General features: G+C 43.7%; 17 protein-coding genes and 1 pseudogene. 12 read left to right on the forward strand and 6 right to left on the reverse strand.

Annotated features, from left to right (window positions below; genetic code table 11):
- Positions 1 to 218 precede the first annotated feature (218 nt).
- Positions 219 to 1,409, reverse strand: coding sequence for a phosphoserine phosphatase SerB (gene serB / locus EI161_RS08675; protein ID WP_192524153.1), 1,191 nt, complete (start codon positions 1,407 to 1,409; stop codon positions 219 to 221).
- A 380-nt stretch (positions 1,410 to 1,789) separates the two neighbouring features.
- On the opposite strand from serB, the gene EI161_RS08680 reads away from it, so the two are divergent.
- The 5 genes from EI161_RS08680 to EI161_RS08700 all read left to right on the forward strand — a co-directional run bounded on the left by EI161_RS08680 (position 1,790) and on the right by EI161_RS08700 (position 5,682).
- On the forward strand, positions 1,790 to 3,280 hold the full coding sequence (locus EI161_RS08680) for a hypothetical protein (protein ID WP_192524154.1): 1,491 nt from the start codon (positions 1,790 to 1,792) through the stop codon (positions 3,278 to 3,280).
- 195 nt (positions 3,281 to 3,475) lie between these two features.
- On the forward strand, positions 3,476 to 3,712 hold the full coding sequence (locus EI161_RS08685) for a PA3496 family putative envelope integrity protein (protein ID WP_192524155.1): 237 nt from the start codon (positions 3,476 to 3,478) through the stop codon (positions 3,710 to 3,712).
- Positions 3,713 to 3,979: 267 nt separating this feature from the next.
- A complete protein-coding gene (locus EI161_RS08690) occupies positions 3,980 to 4,537 on the forward strand; it encodes a UPF0149 family protein (protein ID WP_192524156.1) in 558 nt (185 codons plus the stop codon).
- A 139-nt stretch (positions 4,538 to 4,676) separates the two neighbouring features.
- Entirely contained in the window at positions 4,677 to 5,123 is a 447-nt protein-coding gene (locus tag EI161_RS08695; RefSeq protein ID WP_192524157.1) for a YbjQ family protein, read from the forward strand.
- A gap of 49 nt (positions 5,124 to 5,172) precedes the next feature.
- Positions 5,173 to 5,682: a YbjQ family protein gene (locus EI161_RS08700; RefSeq protein ID WP_192524158.1), complete on the forward strand. Its 510-nt coding sequence runs from the start codon at positions 5,173 to 5,175 to the stop codon at positions 5,680 to 5,682.
- A gap of 158 nt (positions 5,683 to 5,840) precedes the next feature.
- Here EI161_RS08700 and EI161_RS08705 read toward each other — a convergent pair whose 3' ends face one another.
- The gene (locus tag EI161_RS08705; RefSeq protein WP_192524159.1) at positions 5,841 to 6,971 is read right to left on the reverse strand and encodes a formate/nitrite transporter family protein; all 1,131 of its coding nucleotides are present in this window, start codon (positions 6,969 to 6,971) and stop codon (positions 5,841 to 5,843) included.
- A 261-nt stretch (positions 6,972 to 7,232) separates the two neighbouring features.
- Here EI161_RS08705 and EI161_RS08710 point away from each other — a divergent pair, with 261 nt between their 5' ends.
- The 5 genes and pseudogenes from EI161_RS08710 to EI161_RS08730 all read left to right on the forward strand — a co-directional run bounded on the left by EI161_RS08710 (position 7,233) and on the right by EI161_RS08730 (position 11,815).
- Positions 7,233 to 10,196, forward strand: coding sequence for a valine--tRNA ligase (locus tag EI161_RS08710; protein WP_192524160.1), 2,964 nt, complete (start codon positions 7,233 to 7,235; stop codon positions 10,194 to 10,196).
- 10 nt (positions 10,197 to 10,206) lie between these two features.
- Positions 10,207 to 10,524, forward strand: coding sequence for a hypothetical protein (locus EI161_RS08715; RefSeq protein ID WP_192524161.1), 318 nt, complete (start codon positions 10,207 to 10,209; stop codon positions 10,522 to 10,524).
- A gap of 42 nt (positions 10,525 to 10,566) precedes the next feature.
- Positions 10,567 to 10,674 (forward strand): annotated as a pseudogene (locus tag EI161_RS08720) (VWA domain-containing protein); the annotation flags it as partial.
- A gap of 265 nt (positions 10,675 to 10,939) precedes the next feature.
- A complete protein-coding gene (locus tag EI161_RS08725) occupies positions 10,940 to 11,365 on the forward strand; it encodes a YbaN family protein (protein WP_192524163.1) in 426 nt (141 codons plus the stop codon).
- A gap of 240 nt (positions 11,366 to 11,605) precedes the next feature.
- Positions 11,606 to 11,815 (forward strand): cold-shock protein, encoded by a 210-nt coding sequence (locus tag EI161_RS08730; protein WP_192524164.1) that lies wholly within the window; start codon positions 11,606 to 11,608, stop codon positions 11,813 to 11,815.
- Between the two features lie 359 nt (positions 11,816 to 12,174).
- Here EI161_RS08730 and EI161_RS08735 read toward each other — a convergent pair whose 3' ends face one another.
- Positions 12,175 to 13,257 carry a YeiH family protein gene (locus EI161_RS08735; RefSeq protein ID WP_192524165.1) on the reverse strand — a complete coding sequence of 361 codons (1,083 nt, stop codon included), beginning with the start codon at positions 13,255 to 13,257 and terminating at the stop codon, positions 12,175 to 12,177.
- A 189-nt stretch (positions 13,258 to 13,446) separates the two neighbouring features.
- Between EI161_RS08735 and EI161_RS08740 the strand changes: the two genes are divergently transcribed.
- A complete protein-coding gene (locus tag EI161_RS08740) occupies positions 13,447 to 14,382 on the forward strand; it encodes a LysR substrate-binding domain-containing protein (protein ID WP_192524166.1) in 936 nt (311 codons plus the stop codon).
- A 141-nt stretch (positions 14,383 to 14,523) separates the two neighbouring features.
- Here the strand turns inward: EI161_RS08740 and EI161_RS08745 are convergent, their stop codons facing one another.
- Positions 14,524 to 14,985: a universal stress protein gene (locus EI161_RS08745; RefSeq protein ID WP_192524167.1), complete on the reverse strand. Its 462-nt coding sequence runs from the start codon at positions 14,983 to 14,985 to the stop codon at positions 14,524 to 14,526.
- 352 nt (positions 14,986 to 15,337) lie between these two features.
- Here EI161_RS08745 and EI161_RS08750 point away from each other — a divergent pair, with 352 nt between their 5' ends.
- On the forward strand, positions 15,338 to 18,409 hold the full coding sequence (locus EI161_RS08750) for an insulinase family protein (protein ID WP_192524168.1): 3,072 nt from the start codon (positions 15,338 to 15,340) through the stop codon (positions 18,407 to 18,409).
- A 93-nt stretch (positions 18,410 to 18,502) separates the two neighbouring features.
- Here EI161_RS08750 and EI161_RS08755 read toward each other — a convergent pair whose 3' ends face one another.
- Positions 18,503 to 19,066: an NUDIX hydrolase gene (locus EI161_RS08755; protein WP_192524169.1), complete on the reverse strand. Its 564-nt coding sequence runs from the start codon at positions 19,064 to 19,066 to the stop codon at positions 18,503 to 18,505.
- A 109-nt stretch (positions 19,067 to 19,175) separates the two neighbouring features.
- Positions 19,176 to 19,454, reverse strand: a 279-nt coding sequence (locus tag EI161_RS08760) for an IS30 family transposase (protein WP_192524318.1), incomplete at its 5' end; no start/stop codon positions are given.

The raw sequence follows: 19,454 nt of genomic DNA on the forward strand, positions 1-19,454 counted from the left end.
GAAAAAACGGTACCTGCAGTACGTGATGTAGCGATATTACTTCTCACTGACTATAGTGTCATTAAATAGTGGCGTTAATAAAGATTTCATTTAGTTAGGGGCTGTATTCTATACAGCCCTTAGTAATTCAATAAGGAATAAAAGCCAGATTAATGACACAGGTATTAATCCTGACATTAACCCAGCTTATGACATATTTTTGAGCTTATATAATATAATTACTTGGTAGGAGTAAGTTCTGGGTAGCCAAGGGCGTAGAGCGTGCCTTCGAGTCCCGTCACATTGATGGCGGCATCAGCACGGGCTTGGACGATTGGTTTGGCATGATAAGCGACACCCAAATCAGCAATGGCCATCATCGGCAAATCATTGGCACCATCACCGATGCAGACGACTTGTGACATCGCGATACCCAAACGCTCAGCCGTATACTCGACGATAGCCGCTTTTTTGGCACCATTGACGATGGGCAGCTGTATATGACCAGTAACTTCGCCTTCGTCAATATCTAAAGGATTGGCATGAACCTCGTCAATGCCCAATTGCTCAGCGATATAGCGGGCAAAATAGGTAAAGCCACCTGATACGAGGACCGTATGATAGCCCAAAGCTTTTAGCGCGCTGATGGTGGTGCGAGCGCCCATGGATAGCGTTAAGCGACTGCATATATCATCAAGCACGTCGGTTGAAATACCCTTTAATAACGCCACACGCTGGGCGAATGATTCATCAAAATCAATCTCACCGCGCATGGCCGCCTCGGTAATGGCTTCGACTTGCTCGCCGATTCCTGCTGTCTTGGCCAATTCAACGATGACTTCTTGCTCGATTAAGGTGGAGTCCATATCAAAGCAGGCAAGCTTATGAGTACGCAGCATATGACCGACCGACAGAATATGACAATCGACCACATCTAAGTTATCGACATTATCTGCACGGCTAGTATTTTTATATTCTTCATTTAGGTCGTGACGCAAGCGTGTCGTCAGCTGATCATCGATGATATGAGCCGCCGCTGTTTTTTTGCCAGGATGCATGAGTGTGTCGGTCACGGGCACCAGCAGATAGCGAAATACTTGTGCGTGGGTAAAGGGTAGGCGCTGGGCGTGTGCTGCCGTTGGCTCGGTATCAGACACGGTAATATTGACAAAGCTGGCATCCGTATCTTCAGCGACGGTGACCAAATGCCAGTTTGGCTGCTCATCGACCCATGATTGTACATACTGGTGAATATCAAGCGTCGATACCTTGGTCGGTAGTACCACAATGAGAGCAAAAACAGGTAAAGATTGTAGCGCGTCAAAATCCTGTAAATTGGTGTCGTTAGGCAGTAGTGACGCAATAGAATCAACGGCTTGTTGCCATGCTTTGCTGTCTTTTGGTAACGAATAAGATGTATTGTTTGGCATGGCTCAATGGTCCCTTGTATGCTCATATAAGATTGGGAATCATAACAGTTTTACCGAGCAGCCCCTAGTAGAATAAAAGAAAATTATTACAATAAATTTATACGCTTAGCTAAAGCCATAACCCTTACTATGGTGATATAGTACATAGAGTAAGCGAAAGATTTGTTGAGAATAGACTGTGCCAAACATACTTGTACAACAAATCTACTGTACGATGGCAACGTCTTATAAATAGTGTTTTATTAAATATTATTTATTGAAGTGTTGAAGTGTTGAAGTGTTGAAGTATTAAATTGCACAAATATAGCTGTGTATTCTTCCAGAAAATGAGCGATAGCCTCGTTTCTTATTTCCATTTATCCAAAAAAGTTTAACATATCATGACGTATTTAGCGCCGCGGCAAGGGTTGTTTGCCATTATTCTTCTGGTTAGTTTTTGTTTACAGACTCTATTATTGGTCATCAGTACCGATCAGCAGCTGAGCAAAAGTCGTGCGTTAAAAGGCGAGCAAATGGTCGCCCAGCTGATTGATGAAGCGAGGCTGTCTTTAGAGAATAAAGACCGCGTCAGCTTAAGCGTCATTGCCAATCGCTATACCAGCGAGCAAGACGTGACCCGCATACTGATTAAAGACAGTAATGATGATGTCTTAGTGCCAGTCGGCAATGCGCCGATGCAGCAGGGCGATACGATTCGTCAAATCGCGACCAAAGGCGATGCGGTGATTGGTAGCGTAGCGTTGACCATAAAGGACGTCAGCAAAGGCGAAATTATCGCTATGCAGTGGCCATTTGTCATTGGCACTATGTTGCTGCATTTGTTACTTTGGTTGATTTATGGCCACCTTGCCCGTCCAACCAAAGAGCAAATTAATGCTTTGAGCCGTGATATTCAAGATTTGCACCGTGAGCAATATATGCAAATCGATCAGCGCAGCCATGACCGTGATCGTGAGCGCCGTACAGCGGACAGCCAAGTAAATAATGATCAAATGGATGACAGTCGAACAGCTATTGGTTCAACGGGTAGTCCGAGTGATAAAGAAGCAGGCAATCCATCAAGCAGTGTCCGTAAGCTGGATATACATAGCGCGGTCAATCAATATGTCAGAACTCAGCAGCATCAAGATTTGGCAGACGATGAAGGTCATGATATAAAACACTCCGATTACCAGCCGACCGCTAACACACAGAGCGAGGCGCATGACGCTGATAGCAGTATGACTAAAGCCAGCAGTGGTCATTCTCGCTTATCTGGCACACGTGCATTTGATAGTGTCAAAGTACAAATCGTTTTTCATGACGAATTCAATATGCTCGAGCGCCTCGCACCTGCCCAGCGCCTGCCTTATCTAGCATTATGTACTCAATTATTGAACCAAGCGGTAACTGAACTACTTAAGCAGCCATTGTTGCTTGGAGTGAGTGCGATGAATGAGCCTCACTTTGATGACAGGGGCGCTAGTGTATTGTTAAAGGCGGATAACAGCCATGCAAAAGTCGCGCTAGCAGGTGTGATGCTCGGCAAACTGTACTTGATGCTCAATAAAATTATTCACGATAAGCATATTGAGCTGACGCGCTTTGCCCTACCTGCAAAAGTGGGGGTCAGCGATGAGGCACAAGCAGATGAAATGTCTCAGTTGCTCCACGGCGTCGGCAAAAAAGAGCAGATGCTCATTTTATTACCAAATGAAGGCCTGAGACAAATCGGCAATCATGTGCAAGTTCATAGTATCATGCGCCCAACCACTGTTTATGAGCGCGAATGTGCGATATTCGATGGTGGTAATGACGCGATGATTCAGCGTTTAGCAGATGTCCGTAATGCGGTTTTGATGATCGAAGCTGCTGATGAGGCTCAAGCTTAATCGCCCAGTTATCGATACGTAGTTTTTAGATTAATAGATAATTGTCTGCTGTATTGATGGTATCATTCTCTTTTTGTTAAAGATTAAATAGACCATAGCGATAAAAAGCATTGACAACATTCAACAGAGACTTTATAAGGCATATATATATTGATGTATTTTCAATACCCTTGCTAAAAACGATAGGAGCTTGTCATGAGTAATGCTGATATTGATGACGATTTTGATGATAATTTTGTCGACGACGATGATGCAAAGATGGTGGAAGAAGCTGAAACGAGCGTGCGTACACGCCTCAGTAGCCTTGAAAAGCGCCGATTAATCGATAACTTGCTAGAAGAAAAGCGTTTGGCCAAAGAGCTAAAAGACGATCTAGATGATATAGACAGTTTCGACGAAGATGGTGATGATTGGGAAGATGACGATCTTTAGTTTTTAAACTTTGGATAGGGTCTAAGTTGAGTAGGGTTTAAGTAAGGGTGCTGAGTCATTTAAGCCGACTAAAGCCCTTTAATAACTGCTAGTTATGTAACTGTGTTAAGCTGGTAGGCTACTATTTTTCTTGGTTTTCTATAGTGTTAGCCATTCATGCTATGCCACTATTTTATGCAGCTCTATGCAACGATTCTTACTTTATTAACTGATTGTTTATTGTGACTGACACAACCTAACTCTCTATCTTTTAAGGACAATGACCTCATGAGTAACCCTTTAAGCTTTGATGAATTACTAGACTATTTAGACAATCAAGAGAGCCAGTTTGTGCTCGATAGTGTCGCCGCGCATGGCTTTTTGACAGCGACAGTCATTGGGCGTCCATTGCCGAATTGGATAGATGCGCTGTTTGAAGGTCACGCGAGCGAGATTCCAGATAATGTCATCGATGGTATCAAGCGCTGGCGCGACTCTATTATGGCTGAGTTAAAAAACGAGACGCCTATCGAGCTACCGTTTGGTGAAAATGCTGGTGATGAAGAAGTGGCAGTCGATTTTTCAGATGAGTCAGATATCGTGGCATGGTCAATCGGCTTTGTCGATGCGATGTATGGTGACGAGGCCAGTGATTGGTTTGAGGATGAAGAGACCGCAGAGGACGTAGCAGTCTTGACCTTGCCAATGATTGTGCTAAGCGGTATCGACGATGAAGATCCAGAGCTTGCGCAGATGCGTAACGATGAAGATAAAATGGCACAAATGGCCAATAGTATCGAAGGTAACTTAACTGAGCTATTTTTATTATTTCATACCAACGACTAAAGGCATTGATCTGTAAACACCTATTGTTGCTATGAACTTTTTCCTATGAGCTTTTTCCTATGAACTTGTTGCTATGAATTTCTCTTGCTTGCTGTTGAACGTTTTTTATAACTCTATAAGTTACCGATAAGGCAGTATTATGACTGTGCAACTCTCCAATCTTGAGCACTTGCCCAACTATCAAATTACTGAGCGCTTAGATGTGGTGTACGGGAGTACGGTACGTTCAAAGCATGTCGGCAAAGACTTGTTTGCTGGGCTTAAAAACATCGTCGGTGGTGAGCTGACGGCTTATACCGAGCTGCTAGAAGAATCGCGCCAAGAAGCGATAGACCGCATGGTTATCAAGGCAGAAGCCTTGGGTGCAGATGCCGTCGTCGGCCTGCGTTTTTCGACCTCTAGCATCGCCCAAGGTGCCTCTGAGTTGTTTGTTTATGGTACCGCTGTTAAAGCCATACCGATGTCGCAGCAATCCTATCAAAGCCCACCAAGCGACCCTCATTATCCGTCTGGTCAGCAGCCAAGCTCACAAAACTCCGCACCAGCACCGACCGATGATTTACCACGTTTCAATCCTTTTGGTTAGCTAACCAAATTTTAAAGCCTCAGCGCTTTTTTATGATAAGAGACGTGATATGAATAACTCCCTTACCCAAATGTTGATGAACTACGCGCCGCTTATTGTGTTATTTGTGCTCGGCTGGTTTTTTGGCTCGCGCCATGAGCGCCAGCATTTAGCACAGTTGAGTATTGCGGAGCAAGAATTGGGTCACATTATCGTATCGACGGAGCGTTTTTATCAGCCGAGCGTTGCAGAGCATAGCCAAGGCGAGTTGGTACTCGGTAGCGTGGTTATCGCCCAAGATTATTTTAAAATGATTATCGCTCGGGTGTTAAGTATCTTTGGCAAAAACTTAACCACCTACGAGACCTTATTAGACCGCGCCCGCCGTGAAGCAGTAGTACGTATGCGGACGCAAGCAAAAGCCAAAGGCTATAATCATATCTACGGCTTACGATTCGAGGTGAGCAATATCAATCAATTGGGCAGCATGGTAGAAGCCATCGCTTACGGCACAGCAGTCGTGAGTACGGACACGGTTGACGTTGCTGATACTACTGCTCATTCTAACTTTTTAACCTAAATGTCTTTTTAGATATACGCTTTTTCTCCTCCATGCCTTTCCTTCTACATGCTTTTTATCAAATTCCTTTTGCTACGTTAATTACGTTAAACACGCTCTAATAAGGTTAAAAACTTTAGATAGAGAGTGGTGTATTAGCAATCTGCATGCTATAAAATCTAAGGCCGACGGGGGCTTATGTTTATTCTTGCCTCTGCTTTATCATTAGCCGTTTGTTCTTTGACTTTTTCGACTTGAAATAAGAAGGTACGGTTTTTGAGTACCGCGACGAACACCACGCCACCGATCGTATTGCCCACCAATACTAGGGCTAAAAACAGTAAATAACGCCATAAACTGACGGTATTACCGTATAGCAAGGCCGAGAATACCTCGATATTACCGACGATACTGTGGTGTAAACCCAAAAATCCGATACTACCGGTAATGAGGGTAACCAAGACGATGCGGCTAAGTGTATCGCGTGCAGAGGTCACAAGCCACGCGGCTACTCCCATCATCCAGCCTGCCAATATGGAACTACCAAATATCACCCACCATTCAAACCCTAAAATATGTTCAGCATAAGTATCAATGTCGCTCACGCTAAACAACTGCATGTTTAAGCCCAAACCAACCATTAATGCGGCAAACAAACAACCGCCAACAACGTTGCCCGCGATCACAGTGCTCCACAGCCGTAGCAACTTATGTAAAGGCTCGATTTTATTGAGTACTGGAAGGCTCAATAATGACGTTTGCTCGGTGAATAATAGCGATTGACCAATGACCACAATGATAAAACCAATCGGATAAAGTAGGGAAGCGAGTACGATGGAGTATTGACTGGGTAGCACATCGCTGAGTAGGGAAAAAGCGGCTAAAATCATAAAAAAGCTAATGCCAATCTCAAGTCCAGCAGTAAAAGCACTGGTAAACAGCGAGCCAAGCGAGCGCTCAAAGGTTTCTTTGGCATCCATCACTTGCTCAACCAATATACTGGCGTAGCTTTTTGCTTGACTTACATTGTCGTCGTTAGCGACCTTTTTGATGGTTTCTTTATCTTCATCGCTCATATCTTCAGAGAAATCTTCATCCTCTAAATTTTCAGTCGCATCGGTGTCACCGTCATCCTTGTCAGTGCTATCAGTGTTTTCTTTTTCTTCTTCTTCATCAGGCTCAACATAGGTATATATGTTTTTCTGGGTATTATCAGCTTTATAATAATAGATAGCAGTATCATCGATGACGTTTTTATCATCGACATTATTGGCTTGAGAATTATTTGTACGCTCAGTATCTTGGGACACGGTCAGCTCGCTATTTATCTGATATTAATTTTATTATTCTAACCATTCTATCGTATGAACATCGCTTGTTGTGTTGAGAATTCAGCCAATTGCTGTGGTTTACTGTTGTTAATTGGACAATGCCGCTCTGTACGTCTGATAAATGTTCTTAGCATCTAACAAAATCTGGCCATCTGCGTTAAAATCACTCTATTAATTATTATCCCTAATTTTTGCCTTATTTGTTTAACCACATTCATTTTAACAAAAGACCATTCTATTATGAGCAATCCTAATATTAATTCTAACGCCACTCTGACTCAATCTATCCAAGCGGCGCTAAGCCAACTTGAAAATGCGTACAATCCTGCACAGGTCGAAGCGGGCATGTATCAAGGCTGGGAGGACAGTGGTTATTTTCAGCCGACATTTGATAAAGACGAATCATTTTCTATCGCGCTACCACCACCGAACGTCACTGGATCGCTGCATATGGGTCATGGTTTTAATAATGCCATTATGGATGCGCTGACTCGTTATCATCGCATGGATGGTGACAATACGCTTTGGCAACCGGGTACGGATCATGCCGGTATCGCCACCCAAATGGTGGTTGAGCGTCGCCTCGAGGCACAAGGTATCAAGCGCCGTGATATGACTCGCGAAGACTTCATCGATAAAGTGTGGGAATGGAAGGAAGAGTCGGGCGGCAATATCACCAGCCAAATTCGCCGTTTGGGCAGCTCGGTCGATTGGTCGCGTGAGCGCTTCACCATGGATGATGGTTTATCCAATGCGGTAAAAGAAGTATTCGTGCGTCTGTTCGACGATGGTTTGATTTATCGTGGTAAGCGTTTGGTGAACTGGGATCCAAAATTCCAAACCGCGCTATCGGATTTAGAAGTCGAAAATCATGACGAAAAAGGCAGCTTGTGGCATTTCCGCTATCATTTCACTGATAAAGAATTGCAAACTCAAGATGGCAAAAACTATCTGGTCGTAGCAACCACACGCCCTGAAACCTTACTTGGCGATACCGCTGTTGCGGTCAATCCAAGCGATGAGCGTTATTCACACCTGATTGGTAAAACCATCACTTTGCCCATTACCAATCGCGTGGTGCCTATCGTCGCTGATGATTATGTCGAAAAAGACTTTGGTACCGGCTGCGTAAAAATTACCCCAGCGCATGATTTTAATGACTATGAGCTTGGTCGTCGTCATAGCCTGCCGTTGATTAATATCCTTGATGAGAGTGCTAATATTTTACCAGCGATGGAAGTTTATCCTGATCTACAAACGCGTGAGCCAACCTTAGAGACTACGCCAAGCGACTATGCAGGACTTGAGCGTTTTGCTGCGCGTAAGTTTTTAGTGGCGCAAGCAGGCGAGCAAGGCTGGCTAGAGGACATCGAAGACTACGCGCTAAAAGCCCCGCGTGCTGAGCGTGGCGGTACCATCGTTGAGCCATGGTTGACCGATCAATGGTACGTAGCGGTCAATAAACTTGCCAAGCCTGCGATTGACGCGGTAGAAGATGGCCGAATTGAGTTCGTTCCTGCGCAATATAAAAACATGTATATGGCGTGGATGACGGACTTGCAGGACTGGTGTATCAGCCGTCAGCTGTGGTGGGGACACCGTATCCCTGCGTGGTATGACGACGCGAGCGGTGAGATTTATGTCGCCCGTGATGAAGCCGAAGTGCGCACTAAATACAATTTAAGCGATGATGTTAAATTACGCCAAGACGATGACGTACTTGATACGTGGTTTAGCTCGGGGCTTTGGACATTTAGTACGCTTGATTGGGCGGACGTCAATGCTGATCCACGCGTACTTGAAACCTTTCACCCGACCAGCGTCTTGGTCACCGGTTTTGACATTATTTTCTTTTGGGTTGCACGCATGATCATGATGACCATGCACTTTGTGAAAAATGAAGATGGCACCCCACAAGTACCGTTTAAAACCGTTTATGTTCATGGTTTGGTTCGTGATGGTAACGGTCAGAAGATGTCTAAATCGAAAGGTAATGTCTTAGATCCTATCGACCTTATCGATGGTATTGATTTAGAAGCGCTGGTTGAAAAACGCACCAGTAATATGATGAACCCAAAAGACGCCGCCAAAATCGAAAAGCAAACCCGTAAAGAGTTCCCAGAAGGTATTCCAGCTTTTGGTACTGACGCGCTGCGCTTTACTTTTACCTCGCTTGCCAGTACCGGTCGCGATATCAACTTTGATCTCAAGCGTGTTGAAGGTTATCGCAATTTCTGTAATAAAATCTGGAACGCCAGCCGTTTTGTACTGATGAATTGTGTGGACAAAGAGGGTAATGCTCAAGCGATTGACCAAGCTGCGAACCCTGAGGTGTGGGAACTACCAGAAAAGTGGATTATGAGTCGTCTAAACTCGACGATTACCTCTATTCATCAGCACTTTAGCCAGTATCGCCTCGATATGGTCAGTCATGATATTTATGAGTTTATCTGGAATGAATACTGCGATTGGTATGTTGAGCTTGCCAAAGCCAGCCTCAATGATGATTCGGTATCGGACGAGCGTAAAGCGCAAATCCGCTACATACTGCTGCACGTCCTTGAGACCGCACTACGTTTTAGCCATCCGATTATGCCGTATCTAACCGAGCAAATTTGGCAGACTGTCGCGCCGCTACTAAATCGTAAAGACACCGATAGCATCGTGATTGCTGATTATCCACAAACCGATACTGCGCAAATTAGTGAACAAGTCGAAGCCGATATGGAGTGGCTACAACAGCTGATCGCCAGCGTGCGCAATATCCGTGGTGAGATGAAACTGGGTAATGCCGTACGTCTACCAGTCTTGCTACAAAACATCTCTAGCGATGAAGAGGCGCGTCTATCGCGTATCAAAAACCAATTTAAGGCACTTGCTAAGGTCGAAAGCCTAGAGATTTTGGATAGTAGTGACGGCTCTGATAAAAAGATACCATTATCATCATCAAGTATGGTTGGTCAGCTGCGTGTACTTGTGCCGATGAAGGGACTGATTGACCCAACGGCTGAGCTGGCTCGTTTAGGTAAGTCATATGATAAGTTGAAAGGTCAAGCTGAAGGCATCTCGCGTAAGCTCGGCAATGAAGGGTTCGTTAGTAAAGCGCCTGCCGAAGTAGTCGATGCTGAGAAAGTGAAATTGGCTGAGTTAGAAGGGCAGTTAAAAGCTATGGCAGGGCAGATGGAAGAGTTAAAGGCGTTGTAGTATATTTTTAATGATGGTTCTATTACCTGTAGTTTTGGTTATGGCGGTTCTGTATTTTTACTGGAATCGCCATGAGCCATTAGACAGATATGCCATTTTCGCCACCATATTTATGATGGTATTCTTGATTTCGCTTCTTTTTTTAGAGCCAAGCTTACCCAGTCATCAACGTATCGGCACGCTGTTTATCGTGTTGCCGCTTGTGTCTTATGGGGCGATATTGTTTCCTGAGATGAACCCGAATATGCCTGTACAAGGTACAAAAGGGTTTGGTTGGCTTGGATTAGTGGTGACTGTGATCATTTTGGTTGGGTTTAAAGTTTTTTAAATGTAGGTCTATTCTGAAAAAGTACAAACTCCTTATTTTGAATTAGACAACTTGGATGACATTAGCGAAGAAGCCTTATATGAAAACATGCTAGAAGAGTTTCCAAGCTGGCTAAAAGAAGCATGCGAGATAGGGTTGATAGCGAACTAAATCAGAGTTTTGTCACTAGAAAGTAAAACCGTTATTGCCTTATGTGATAGCGGTTTTTTATTTCAAAGCTTTAATTAAATACATCAACTCACTTACCCAACATACCTATCAATAGCAAAAACTTCATAAAAATAGCCTTGTACCTTTTTGTGTGATATTGCATGCTTAGCTACCTATATAGGTCATTATTTTAAGCAGCGTTTTAGCTGTATAGCCTATATACTTTAGTATCAGCCATTCGATATCAGCCAATGACAGCATTTATATGAGCCAAAACAAAAAAGCCTTTTATTATCGACCCAAGACCAATCAACACAACAGCCCAACCGTGCGTTGGACGTTTTTGATATTGGGCTGGGTGTTTTTTGTCTTGGGAATTATTGGTGCATTATTGCCAGTGATGCCGACCGCGCCTTTTATATTACTGGCAGCAGGGTGCTGGGCGCGTAGCTCACGACGTTTTCATTTTTGGCTCATTAACCACAAATATTTTGGTAAGTTCGTCCGTGATTGGGAGAGTAATCATGCCGTGCCGCTGTATGCTAAGTGGTTAGCGGTAGTAATGATGACCTTATCTACGTCGATGTTGTTTTATCGGTTACCAGCCGATATGATATGGATGGCATGGCTGGTAGCCGCGGTGTGTACTGGGGTGGCTATCTATTTATTCCGATTACCAAACGCCAAGTAATCTGCTATTTTGGGCAAAAAAGACGATTATTTGTAACCAGTTACACGAAATGTCATATATAACTTGCGATACTGCAATGGACATCCTATAATGTGTCCAAGCTTAAGAGCAGTTCTGCACCAAATCATTACCTCGTAGTATTAGTTATAATCCTTCGTTTTAATATTTATCGTTCAGTAGCTATTTGCAAGCGTTACCGGTCACTAGACCATTAATAAATTAAAAAGTAGGATTATCGATATGTCAGATACTCAAAAAGGTACAGTTAAGTGGTTCAACGAAGCTAAAGGCTTTGGTTTTATCGCTCCAGAAAACGGCGCAGACGTTTTTGCTCATTACAGCGAAATCACTGGTTCAGGTTTCAAAACTTTGGCTGAAGGCCAAGAAGTTGAGTTCACTGTAACTCAAGGCCAAAAAGGCCCACAAGCACATAACATCGTTGCTATCTAATTCGTCTTTTTATAGATGAATGACTAGATAAAAAGATGTGTAAAAAACGAACCTAAGGGTTCGTTTTTTTTCGTCTATATTTTGATATTATACCATTCACAAAAACTAGAGTAGCAAGGAAAACGAGTGCAAGTGCTACGAACTGTAGACTAAACGAGTTTGACACACAGCTAATCGTACTTTTTGGGTTTGGTATTAGTAGGTTAATATTAAGAGCTGAATCGAATATCTTTAAAATGAAAAAGCCTACGAACTATAATGATCGTAGGCTTTTTTTATTTTATTTTAAGATAATGAAGGTCATTAAGATTATTAAGGTCAGTTTAAATTAGCGGATAAGCATTAAATAACGTAATTTATTAGAAGGAACTGATCCCAATATTAATCAAACCGCCACCTATGATTAACCAAGCAAACATAATGGCCCCTAAGATAAGAGGTTTAACCCCAGCTTGTTTAATAGCGCTCATATGAGTGGTTAAGCCAAGTGCAAACATCGCCATCGTTAGCAGGATATCATCGAATATGACCATGCTATGCTCAAAGCCTGCAGTCATCGGGATCCAAGTATGCAGTAACACTACCAAAATGAAGATAAAAGCAAACCAAGGGACTTTGACTTGTTGCACGCGATTCATCAATGAGGGTTTTTCACCATTCTCGCTACTGCCTTTGGTTAAAGCAAACGACAATATCAATAAGAAAGGGGCGAGCATCATGACTCGTATCATCTTGGTGACGACAGCCGTATTACCAACATCGGTGTTCACCGCATTGCCAGCGACCACCACTTGCGCGACTTCATGAATGGTTGAGCCAGTATAAATACCATACTGCTGGGCGTTTAGCCAAGGTTGCAACCAGCCGAGATGATATAAAAATGGATATAACAGCATCGCAATGGTACCAAAGACCACCACTGTCGCTACGGCAATAGTAACTTTGTGTGCTTCTGCTTTGACCACGGGCTCTGCGGCAATGACTGCTGCGGCGCCGCAAATACTAGCGCCTGAACCGATCAATAACGTCGTTTGCTTATCGACTTTTAACCATTTTGTACCCAGCCAGTAGGTCAATAAAAACGTCGACGTCAGTACCAGTGCATCTGTCATTACGGCTGGCATACCGACGCTAGCTACTTGGGTCAATGTCAGCTTAAAACCATAAAATATAATGGCAAGGCGCAAAACCTGACCTTTGGCAAAGCCAACGCCTGCACTTAATTGGTCAGAAAAATTTGGATAAACCGTATTGCCGAGTACCATCCCCAGTAAAATTGCCAGCGTTAGGGATGACAGTCCAACGATGCGACCATTCGACCAAGTGTCTAAGCTCATATTTAACCATAAGCAAAACAAACTACCAATCAGTACGAAGATAAGCCCTATGGCCTCGCGGTTATGCGGGACGTAGTTATTTACTGATCGGGTTAAAGTGTTCATGGCACATACATCCTATTATTTATTCTCTATAATCGAAATAAGCATAAGCTTATGAATAGGCAGTATAAGCCAAGTCGATTTATAATAAAAACAGATTAATAAGATATAAACTATCGATTTTTCAGGTCGATAAAGGGTTTTTAGGTATTATAAATAGGTTATTTAAGCAGATAGAAGGTTTGAGGAAATATGAAAAAAGCCATGCAGACTTTACCGAGGATTACGCTTAAACAGCTATCTGTCTTTGTCACTATTTACCAGACGGGTAGTACCAGCCGCGCCAGTGAAGCGCTGCATCTATCACAATCAGCCGTCAGTAGCGCGCTGACAGAGTTAGAAGCAAGGCTACAGATGCCACTATTTGAGCGAGTGGGGCGCAGGCTTAATCAACACCCCAATGCTCATCCTATCTATATACAAGCGCAAGCAATCTTAGGGCAAGCGTTGACGCTGGAGCATTATCATAAACATCAAGCAGGGCAGATTCATATTGGTGCCAGTACCACCATTGGCAATTATGTTTTGCCGCCGCTGCTTGCCAAGTTATATAAGGCGCTACCAGATGCCAACGTCGATATGTATATCGCCAATACCCAAGAAGTGGTTAGCGAGGTGGAGCAATTAAATATTGATATTGCTTTGGTCGAAGGTATGCCGCGCCCGACGGATATGAAAGTGCTTGAACAGCGCGCTTGGCGGACGGATACTTTGGTAGTATTTGCTAAGCGTGACAGTCGCTGGTTAAAAGAGTTTTCTGCGTATAACGATAATGATAACTGTTATGAGCTAAGTGCTGAGCAACTGGCAACGCTGCCTCTATTGGTAAGGGAGGCGGGTTCGGGTACGCGGCAGATTATCGATGAGCAATTACTGCAATATTTACCCAATGCCGAGGTTATTATGGCCATTCAACAATCAGAAGCCATTAAGCATATGGTCAGCGCCGATATCGGTTTGGGTTGTTTGTCGCAGCATGTGATCCAAGCAGAGTTGGCTAAAGGACAACTGGTACAGGTCAAAGTCGCGGGCATAGATTTGTCCCGAACCTGGTGGTTAGTCTGGCATAAAGCTCGCCATCAAAGCCCAATTTGGCAGACGTTTATTAATATTATTCAAGAAGGTTAAAATTGGTGTTAACTATCAATATAACATTGAGAATACTTACCATTTCAATCAACCATAAAAAAGCGCATTATCACTAGATACAATGCGCTTTTTTTAATATTCTTAAACAACTTATGAACGCTTTTTTTAATATTCTTAAACTTATTTATTCACAGGTTTATCGAGTCTGACCACTAGACTATCACAGGGCACATTTGGCAGGATATTATCTGCCGTCGCGCCGCTTAGCCAAGCAGCGATGCCATGACGTTCATGACGACCGATGACTAGTAAATCAACTTCATGTTTGTGGCAATAGTTCACAATACCTTCACTGTTAGAGATGGCAGTGGTTACTTCAGAATTGACCACATGTAAGTCGTTACGATCCAAAAACTGCGCCAGTTTGGCACGCGCTTCTTGGCAGCGTTCATCATCAATCTCATCATAAAGACTAGAGGCAGGCACTAGCTCGTAGCCAAAACCAACCATAGTATCTCTGACAATATGTAATACCGATAACTTGGAATTAGGGCGATTATCGACGATGCGTTTGGCTTTTTGGGCGACCACATCAGCATCGGACATTAGGTCTGTGACCAATAAAATATGTTGGTAACTCATGAGCGGCTCCTTGTGACAGATGATTTTAACTATAGCACTACTACCGACTGCTGTTAAGTATGCTTTGTTAAATGGGCGTTATCTTTATTAGTTATATTTTTAGCCATTTGCTATCTTGACTTATTAAGCGATGAGCCCCATCTAGTTTCGTTAGGCAAATTCTTTTTAGCTGATAAATGCCATTCCATTTAAAGATTACCTATATTTTTTATAACACTGCTATTTTTATACAAACCAATTTTATAAATATAAACCTCACCATTTTTGATTGCTTATCCTGATATGCGTCATTAGCTATAGGCTAAATGCGCTCTTTACTAAGAGGCCATCAGGATAATCTATAAGGATAACTATGACTGACACGCCATTTACCGCTGATTTAACTCTGCATCCAGCGTTTGAGCTGCTTGAGCACCGCCATATTGAGGCACTATCAATGGATGTGCTGATCAGTCAGCATGTTAAAACCGGTGCCATGCATTATCATTTGGCACATCCAAGTGATGAAAATGCCTTTTTGGTCGGCTTTCGCACCCAACCAATGGATTCAAAAGGCGAGGCACATATTTTAGAGCACGTGGCTTTATGTGGTTCTGAGAAGTTCCCTGTTCGTGATCCGTTCTTTTCAATGATTAAACGCTCATTGAATACCTTTATGAATGCGATGACCGCCGCTGATTGGACTGCGTTTCCGTATGCCACTCAAAATGAAAATGATTACTTTAATTTATTGGCAGTCTATCTTGATGCGTCGTTTTTCCCCAATATTCATCCGCTTGATTTTGCTCAAGAAGGCATCCGTGTTGAATTGGACGAAAATGATAAACCACAATTTAAAGGCATCGTTTTTAATGAGATGAAAGGCGCGATGAGTGGCGAGATTGACCAGCTGTATCATGCCGTTGCCCACCATGTATTCCCAACCACGACCTATCATTATAATTCAGGCGGTGATCCTGCTGATATTCCTGATTTGACCCATCATGAATTGGTTGAATTTCATCAAAGCCATTATCACCCGTCAAACAGCGTCATTATGAGCTTTGGTAATATTCCTGTTGCCCAAACGCAAGCAAAAATCCATGACGATGCTTTAGAGCAGTTTGAAGCAGGCAAAAAACACGTCTCGCGTCCAGAGCAGCGCCTGTCTGCGCCGATTAGCGCCACCGATACTTATACTGCTGACGAAGCCGGTCCCGATCAAACCCATCATGTGGTTGCTTGGTTATTACCGTCGATTACCGATCCGAAGCAGCGTTTGGCGCTACGTCTATTAGAAGGTGTGTTGGTTGAGCATGCTGGCTCGCCGCTGCGTGCCTATCTTGATAGCCATCCACTGGGTAAAGCGCCAAGTCCGTTATTGGGACTGGATGACAGCCATTATGAAATGGTTTTTTATACCGGTCTGCGCGGCTCTAACCCTGAGCATGCCGAAGCGGTAGAGCAAGGTATTATTGACCTGCTAACTGATGTTGCCAGCTCACCAATCGATGATGAAACCATTGAAACTATCTTGCATCAGATAGAGATTGATCAGCGTCATATCGGCGGTGACAGCATTCCTTATGGTTTGAATTTGATGCTAGAGGGCTTTAGTACGGCGATTCATGATGGCAATCCTATCGACGTATGGGAAGTTGATGAGCATCTGCAATGGCTGCGTGAGCAAGTCGTCGACGCGCAATGGCTACCAAGTTTAATTAAGACGCATCTGTTAGACAATCAACACCGTGTACGCGTCACATTAACGCCTGATAGTGAGAAGTCGGCACGTTTGGCGGCAGCTGAGCAAACACGTCTTGATACCATCGCCATGGATTTGACCGCTGATGATAAAGATATTTTGCACAAACAAGCGCTAGATTTGGCGGCGCGCCAAGCAGCTCCTGATGATTTAAGCTTATTGCCAAAAGTTGGGTTGGACGACGTACCAACTGACATCAGCTTTAAACAAGGCTCACAAAAGCAGGTGAGTTTGAGCGGGCAAGACAGTACGTTATTTGAATATGAAGCGGGCACTAACGGCTTATATTACTATCAAGTGATTGTACCGTTGACCGACGCAATTGGTGAAAATGCCAACAACAGTAACAAGCTGCCTGTCAATGAAGTTATCAATCATCCATTACTGCCGATTTATCTAAGTCTACTGTCAGAGTTGGGCACCGATTCGCACAGTGCGCATGAAATGCAAGCCAAGCAAGCGGCGCATTCATCAGGTGTCACCGCCAGAATCAGCCAACGCACCAATATCGATGATAGCCAAGCAATTAGCAGCTACTTTGTAGTGGCAACGCGGGCGCTGAATCGTAAGCCTGAAGCCATTGATTTGCTGAAAGAAGTGATGGAACACAGTGTCTTTAGTGAGCATGCCCGTATCAAAGAGATTTTGCAGCAGCGTCAAGCAGGTTGGCAGTCAAACCTTGCTGGCTCAGGACATGCCTATGCGATGCAAACCGCCGGTCGCGGTATGAGCCGTCAGGCACAGCTAGAATATGTACGCAGCGGTCTACCGGCACTAAATGCACTAAAAGATTTCTTAACCCATGCCAGTACCGACGATACGCAGTGGGATCAGCTAGCAACCAGCTTGATGGATTTACATCAACGTTTAATCAGCTTGCCGAAACATGCGGTGATTATTTGTGAAGCGGAACAAACCGAACGCTTAAGCAATTTGATTGTCGATAGCTGGAAAGACAGCCAAGCACCAAAGATCGCTGAAAAATTAAGCAATACTGATACGACTATTGAAGCGAGCATTCCAAGTGAGTTTGCCGACTTACAACTAGACTCGGCGCTCAATGGTGAAAATGATGGCGCTAAGCTAGAAGAAATTGCTGTCGAAGACTTGGCATGGTTGGCTCCGACCAACGTCTATCATAATGCCAGCGCTTATTCTGTGCCCGCTGCTGACCATCCTGATACCGCAGCCTTAATGGTATTAGCGCCTTATCTACGTAATGGTTATCTGCATAGCGCCATTCGTGAGCGCGGCGGTGCTTATGGCGGCGGCGCTGGTTACGATGCCAATGCTTGTGCTTTTAAATTCTTTAGCTACCGTGACCCGCAGTGTGCTGAAACCTTTGCCCATTTTGATGCCAGTATCGAATGGTTATTAAATGAGCCACAAACGGACGAGCAATTAGAAGAAGCCATCTTGGGAATTATCTCAGGAATGGATAAACCAGGCTCTCCAGCAGGTGAGGCTATCAAAGCCTGTTTCGCCAACTTGCATCATCGCGGCGTAGACTGGCAGCGTAAAATGCGCGCGGCAATTTTAGCGGTGACGGTTGCTGACTTACAGCGTGTTGCCAAGCAATACTTGCAAGGACAAAAACATGTTCGGGCAGTATTAGCACCGTATGATAAGGAAACGGCAGTACAGGAGCTTGGCTTTAAAGTGTGTAAAATCAAAAGCTAGCGTTGTAGTGGGTACTGTAATGACATTATAGTTGCTATGGTGGTCATATAAAAAAAGCCAAGCGTTTGCTTGGCTTTTTATGCTTAAGCGTTATCAATAGCGCTTAATACTTTGGTCTTTACCGATATGGTCTTGATGGATTGGGAACTTATCGTGGCTATCGAATTGCTGGCGGTCTGCAAAATAGCTTTTTAAAGTGCGACGTACCGCTTCAAAGGCAAGCTTATCCCATGGAATATCTTCTTCGGTAAATAAAGCACAGTCAAGACTTTCAGAGCCAATACCATAAGCACCGTCTTTTAAATCACTGATATAAATACTATAGATTTGTCCGATATCAGGTATATCATACAAGCAGTATAAATGCGGATTGGTCACGACTGCATCTGCTTCTTCAAAGCTCTCACGGGCAGCGCCTTCGGCCATGGTTTCACCGTTTTCCATAAAACCTGCTGGCAGTGTCCATAAGCCATACTGTGGCTCTATGGCACGGCGGCATAGTAATACCCGATGCTTATGCACGACCAACGAGCCACAAATTACTTTGGGATTTTCATAATGAATATAGTTGCAATTTGGGCATACCAAACGCGGCATATTATCCGTGGCTGGTATTTTGCGTTCTGCTTCATGACCGCATTGTAGACAATAGCGCATATCGACTGCCTTATATAATAAAAAGAGAAATGAGAAAAAGCGTAGTGGCTATTTTAAGAATTATAATTCTTTTTTTATCAAATCTTAGATTAACACACCAAGTGCAACGCTAAATTATATTATAGAACACCTGATTGGGCGTTTTAAACCCTAAGCGTTTTCTTGGTCTGTTGTTTAGTTTATTCTCAATGTCCTGTATCTCATTATCAGAGACTTGTCTAAAGTCACAACCCTTAGGCAAGAACTCTCTGATTAAGCCGTTAGTATTCTCGTTGGTTCCTCGCTGCCATGACGCATAAGCATCGGCAAAGAAGAAGGAAGTAAAGAGCTTTCGTTTCACCTTCTTATGCTGAGCAAACTCTTTACCATTGTCAGAGGTAATGGTCTT

The sequence above is a fragment of the Psychrobacter sp. FME5 genome (genome assembly GCF_014861375.1).
Taxonomy (GTDB): Bacteria; Pseudomonadota; Gammaproteobacteria; order Pseudomonadales; family Moraxellaceae; genus Psychrobacter.

Bases quoted from the DNA above. Each gene is read 5' to 3' on its own strand.
- EI161_RS08680 (WP_192524154.1), top strand. From the start codon at position 1,790: ATGACGTATTTAGCGCCGCGGCAAGGGTTGTTTGCCATTATTCTTCTG.
- serB (WP_192524153.1), bottom strand. From the start codon at position 1,409: ATGCCAAACAATACATCTTATTCGTTACCAAAAGACAGCAAAGCATGG.
- EI161_RS08740 (WP_192524166.1), top strand. From the start codon at position 13,447: ATGAAAAAAGCCATGCAGACTTTACCGAGGATTACGCTTAAACAGCTA.
- EI161_RS08715 (WP_192524161.1), top strand. From the start codon at position 10,207: ATGATGGTTCTATTACCTGTAGTTTTGGTTATGGCGGTTCTGTATTTT.
- EI161_RS08690 (WP_192524156.1), top strand. From the start codon at position 3,980: ATGAGTAACCCTTTAAGCTTTGATGAATTACTAGACTATTTAGACAAT.
- EI161_RS08710 (WP_192524160.1), top strand. From the start codon at position 7,233: ATGAGCAATCCTAATATTAATTCTAACGCCACTCTGACTCAATCTATC.
- EI161_RS08700 (WP_192524158.1), top strand. From the start codon at position 5,173: ATGAATAACTCCCTTACCCAAATGTTGATGAACTACGCGCCGCTTATT.
- EI161_RS08755 (WP_192524169.1), bottom strand. From the start codon at position 19,066: ATGCGCTATTGTCTACAATGCGGTCATGAAGCAGAACGCAAAATACCA.
- EI161_RS08735 (WP_192524165.1), bottom strand. From the start codon at position 13,257: ATGAACACTTTAACCCGATCAGTAAATAACTACGTCCCGCATAACCGC.
- EI161_RS08730 (WP_192524164.1), top strand. From the start codon at position 11,606: ATGTCAGATACTCAAAAAGGTACAGTTAAGTGGTTCAACGAAGCTAAA.
- EI161_RS08695 (WP_192524157.1), top strand. From the start codon at position 4,677: ATGACTGTGCAACTCTCCAATCTTGAGCACTTGCCCAACTATCAAATT.
- EI161_RS08750 (WP_192524168.1), top strand. From the start codon at position 15,338: ATGACTGACACGCCATTTACCGCTGATTTAACTCTGCATCCAGCGTTT.
- EI161_RS08685 (WP_192524155.1), top strand. From the start codon at position 3,476: ATGAGTAATGCTGATATTGATGACGATTTTGATGATAATTTTGTCGAC.
- EI161_RS08725 (WP_192524163.1), top strand. From the start codon at position 10,940: ATGAGCCAAAACAAAAAAGCCTTTTATTATCGACCCAAGACCAATCAA.
- EI161_RS08745 (WP_192524167.1), bottom strand. From the start codon at position 14,985: ATGAGTTACCAACATATTTTATTGGTCACAGACCTAATGTCCGATGCT.